General features: G+C 64.7%; 4 protein-coding genes. 2 read left to right on the forward strand and 2 right to left on the reverse strand.

Annotation, left to right across the window (positions count from 1 at the left end; all coding sequences use genetic code 11):
• The coding region (locus tag ACYP01_RS25110; protein WP_459682974.1) for a DoxX family protein at window positions 1-799 on the reverse strand (799 nt) is incomplete at its 3' end.
• A 90-nt stretch (window positions 800-889) separates the two neighbouring features.
• Here ACYP01_RS25110 and ACYP01_RS25115 point away from each other — a divergent pair.
• Window positions 890-2,020 carry a PQQ-dependent sugar dehydrogenase gene (locus tag ACYP01_RS25115; RefSeq protein ID WP_459682976.1) on the forward strand — a complete coding sequence of 377 codons (1,131 nt, stop codon included), beginning with the start codon at window positions 890-892 and terminating at the stop codon, window positions 2,018-2,020.
• Window positions 2,021-2,146: 126 nt separating this feature from the next.
• The gene (locus tag ACYP01_RS25120; protein WP_042447438.1) at window positions 2,147-3,193 is read left to right on the forward strand and encodes an NAD(P)-dependent alcohol dehydrogenase; all 1,047 of its coding nucleotides are present in this window, start codon (window positions 2,147-2,149) and stop codon (window positions 3,191-3,193) included.
• Window positions 3,194-3,281: 88 nt separating this feature from the next.
• On the opposite strand, the gene ACYP01_RS25125 is transcribed toward ACYP01_RS25120, so the two are convergent.
• Window positions 3,282-4,016: Asp-tRNA(Asn)/Glu-tRNA(Gln) amidotransferase subunit GatB (locus ACYP01_RS25125; RefSeq protein ID WP_459682978.1), on the reverse strand; the 735-nt coding region annotated here is incomplete at its 5' end.

A 4,016-nucleotide genomic window follows, 5' to 3' on the forward strand; every position in this document is an offset into this window, starting at 1 on the left:
AGATCCAGGTGCAGACGCCGGCAGCGATACCGAGGATCAAAACCACGAGCGATCCGATAAGCGGACGAGTTGCCCAGCCACGACGACCGTCGAGCGCAATACGACCTGGTCCCGTCAAAATGATGACGCCCGCACAGATTCCGAGCAGCATCTCGTACTCGGTCCCGGCCGGGGCGAAGTACTCCAGGCCGGGTGCGCTCGCCTGACGCAGCGCCCACGCATTGATCATCACCGCCAGAACCGACGCTGCCGCAACGGGAGTCAGCAACCCGAGGATCAGGAGGGCGCCACCTGCGACTTCACCGACGGCGCCGAGTATCGCCATCCACTTCGCCTGCTGGAACCCGGCGTCCGCCAGCATCGACTCGAACCCGTTCAGCCCCGGCCCGTTCCAGATACCGGTCAACTTCTGCAGACCGTGCACCAACGCAGTTCCACCGACGGCCAATCGCAGTGCAAGCAACCCGAGGTCGAGAGTGCCTCGGCCCCGCGGAGACTCAGTTGTACCTGCCACGGCTTCGGCGGTGGGGACGGCGGCGATCGGAGCGTCGTACGCCGTCTCACGCTCGAGAGCCACGGTCGGCTGATCCGCGCCAGGTGCTCGGTATGTCGGTATCTGTTCGGTCAGGGAGTTGGCGTTCGTGGAACCGAAATCGAGATCGTCGTCGGTCCGCGGCAACGGATTCTTGGCGCTCACCGTCGGAAATTGTTCGGTGGGCGAATCATACGGACTGGACACATTGCCCGTCGGCTTGTCCGCATCCGACAACTCGCTGGGATCTTTTCGCTCGTCAGTCACGTAGGTGAGCCTATGACCGATTCACGAACTCGACGGGGAACCTTGGTCCGGCGTGGCGGCATCTGCCGTGCATTACGTAACGTCTTGGGCATGACTACGGGTAGGCATGCAGCGCTGGGCGCACTGGCGCTGGTGCTCGGGACATCGTTGCTCGCAGGTTGCGCCGACTTCGACGAATCGACTGCCTCGCCGTTCACACCCGAACCGACCAACCAGGCCAGCGCGGAAGTGCAGCCGGAGAACCCGCCGCCGTCGACCACGCCGCCGGCGCCGCGGACCGGCCCCCTCGGACCGTGTCAGGATGCCGACACCGCCGTGATCGCAACCTGTCTCGACACCACGGGTGGGCTCGTCACACTCCCGGACGGGAACTCCGGACTGGTCGCCGAACGGCGGACCGGCCGGATCATGCAGGTAGCTCCCAACACGACACCGGTCGAGGTAGCCAAGATCGACGTCGACGGCAGCGGTGACGGCGGCCTGCTCGACATCGCACTCTCCCCCACGTTTGTCGAAGACAACCTGATCTATGCCTACGTCACCACCGGAACGGACAACCGGGTGGTCCGCATCGCTCCGGGTGACACCGCCAAGGAAGTACTCGGTGGAATCCCGCGCGGCGCGAGCGGCAACGGCGGGTCACTGGAGTTCGCGGCCCCGGACCAGCTCATGGTTCTGACAGGCGATACCGGAAACCCCGCGGTTGCTCAGGATCCCGCCTCGTTGGCGGGGAAACTCTTGCGGGTCCGATCGCTGACACCCAACGCTGCGCCGCCTCGCCCGGAAGTTGTTCTGTCCGGAATCGGAAACGGCGGCGGCGTGTGCGTCGATCCGGGAATCGCGACGTGGGTCACGGACCGAACCACTCTCGAGGATCGCATCCAACGCGTCGGCGCCGACGGCACGGTGACATCCCCCGCGTGGACGTGGCCCGACCGACCCGGAGTCGGCGGGTGCATCGCGGCGCAGGGAGTGGTAGCTGTCGCGCTGGGGGCCGGCAAAGCGATCTCGGCGCTGGCCGCAGATCCAGGAACAGGTGCCGTCACGACCGCGCCGTCGGCAGTGGCGAAAGACACGTACGGCCAGCTGGGCGGTTTGGCACTCGGATCCGACGGTTTGATGTGGGCGAGCACGATAAACAAAACCGCGGGCGTGCCGGGTCCGAACGACGACAAGGTGGTCAAGATCCCGATGCCGAGTGGCAGCGGCGGGATCGACTGAGCCGCCATGTCTGTTCGGTCACGGATCCCGTGACCGAACATGCACAGATGCGTACTCTTTTGTTAGCGGGGCTAAACACCACGCATTTGCCAGGACCGGTTGGCCAACCACGACAAAGGAGTCGGTATGAAGGCAATCCAGTACACGAGAATCGGCGCAGAACCCGAACTCACGGAGATTCCCAAACCCGAGCCCGGTCCAGGTGAAGTGCTCCTGGAAGTCACCGCTGCCGGCGTCTGCCACTCGGACGACTTCATCATGAGCCTGCCCGAAGAGCAGTACACCTACGGCCTTCCTCTCACGCTCGGCCACGAAGGCGCCGGCCGGGTCGCCGCCGTCGGCGAGGGCGTCGAAGGACTCGACATCGGAACCAATGTCGTCGTCTACGGCCCCTGGGGCTGTGGCAGCTGTTGGCACTGCTCGCAAGGACTCGAAAACTACTGTTCTCGGGCAAAAGAACTCGGCATCAATCCTCCTGGTCTCGGTGCACCCGGCGCGTTGGCCGAATTCATGATCGTCGATTCACCTCGCCACCTCGTCCCGATCGGCGACCTCGATCCGGTCAAGACGGTGCCGCTGACCGACGCCGGTCTGACGCCGTACCACGCGATCAAGCGTTCACTGCCGAAACTTCGCGGTGGCTCGTACGCCGTCGTCATCGGTACCGGCGGTCTCGGCCATGTCGCCATCCAACTCCTCCGCCACCTCTCGGCAGCAACCGTCATCGCACTCGACGTGAGCGCGGACAAGCTCGAACTGGCAACCAAGGTAGGCGCTCACGAAGTGGTTCTGTCCGACAAGGACGCGGCCGAGAACGTCCGCAGGATCACCGGAAGTCAGGGCGCCGCACTGGTTCTCGACTTCGTCGGCTATCAGCCCACCATCGACACCGCGATGGCTGTCGCCGGCGTCGGATCGGACGTCACGATCGTCGGGATCGGCGACGGGCAGGCCCATGCCAAAGTCGGGTTCTTCCAAAGTCCTTACGAGGCTTCGGTGACAGTTCCGTACTGGGGTGCCCGCAACGAGCTGATCGAATTGATCGACCTGGCGCACGCCGGCATCTTCGACATCGCGGTGGAGACCTTCAGTCTCGACAACGGCGCCGAAGCGTATCGACGACTGGCCGCCGGAACGCTCAGCGGCCGCGCGGTTGTGGTCCCTGGTCTGTAGACCGACAGCGGCAAAACGACAGCGAAAAACACTGATGCCCGGCCGAATTCGATTCGGCCGGGCATCAGTGTCAGAAATTCAGTGTGCGCTAGCTGCACGCCTCGATGACAAGTTCCTTCACACGAGCCGCGTCTGCCTGTCCACGAGTGGCCTTCATGACGTCGCCGACGATCTTTCCGGCGGCCTGCACCTTGCCACTGCGAATCTTGTCCGCAATGTCGGGGTTGGCCGCGAGTGCCTCGTCGACGGCCGCCTTGAGCTTGGTTTCGTCACGTTCGACGACCAACTCCGGGTGGGCCGCGACAACCTGCTCCGGGTCACCCTCGCCGTCGAGGACGTGATCGACGACCTGGCGAGCCACTTTGTTATTGAGCTTGCCGCTGTCGATGAGAGCTACGACCTGCGCAACCTGCGCCGGGGTGATCGGCAGAGCACCGAGTTCGACGCCACGGGTGTTCGCCTGCTGTGACAGGTAGGACAGCCACCAGGAGCGCGCTGCCTCGGGCGAAGCACCGGCCTCGGTGGTCGCGATCACCAGATCGATGGCACCGGCATTGACGAGGTCGCGCATGACCTCGTCGGAGATTCCCCAGTCCTTCTGGATCCGCGCACGGCGAATCCAGGGAAGCTCCGGCAAGGTACCGCGCAGTTCTTCGACCCACTCGGCGCTCGGAGCGACGGGCTCGAGATCCGGTTCCGGGAAGTAGCGGTAGTCCTCGGCCGTTTCCTTCCGGCGTCCCGCGGCGGTGGTGCCGTCGCCTTCCTGGAAATGGCGGGTCTCCTGGATGACCTCACCGCCGGCGTCGAGAACTGCTGCCTGACG

This window comes from Rhodococcus sp. no. 34, assembly GCF_054589475.1.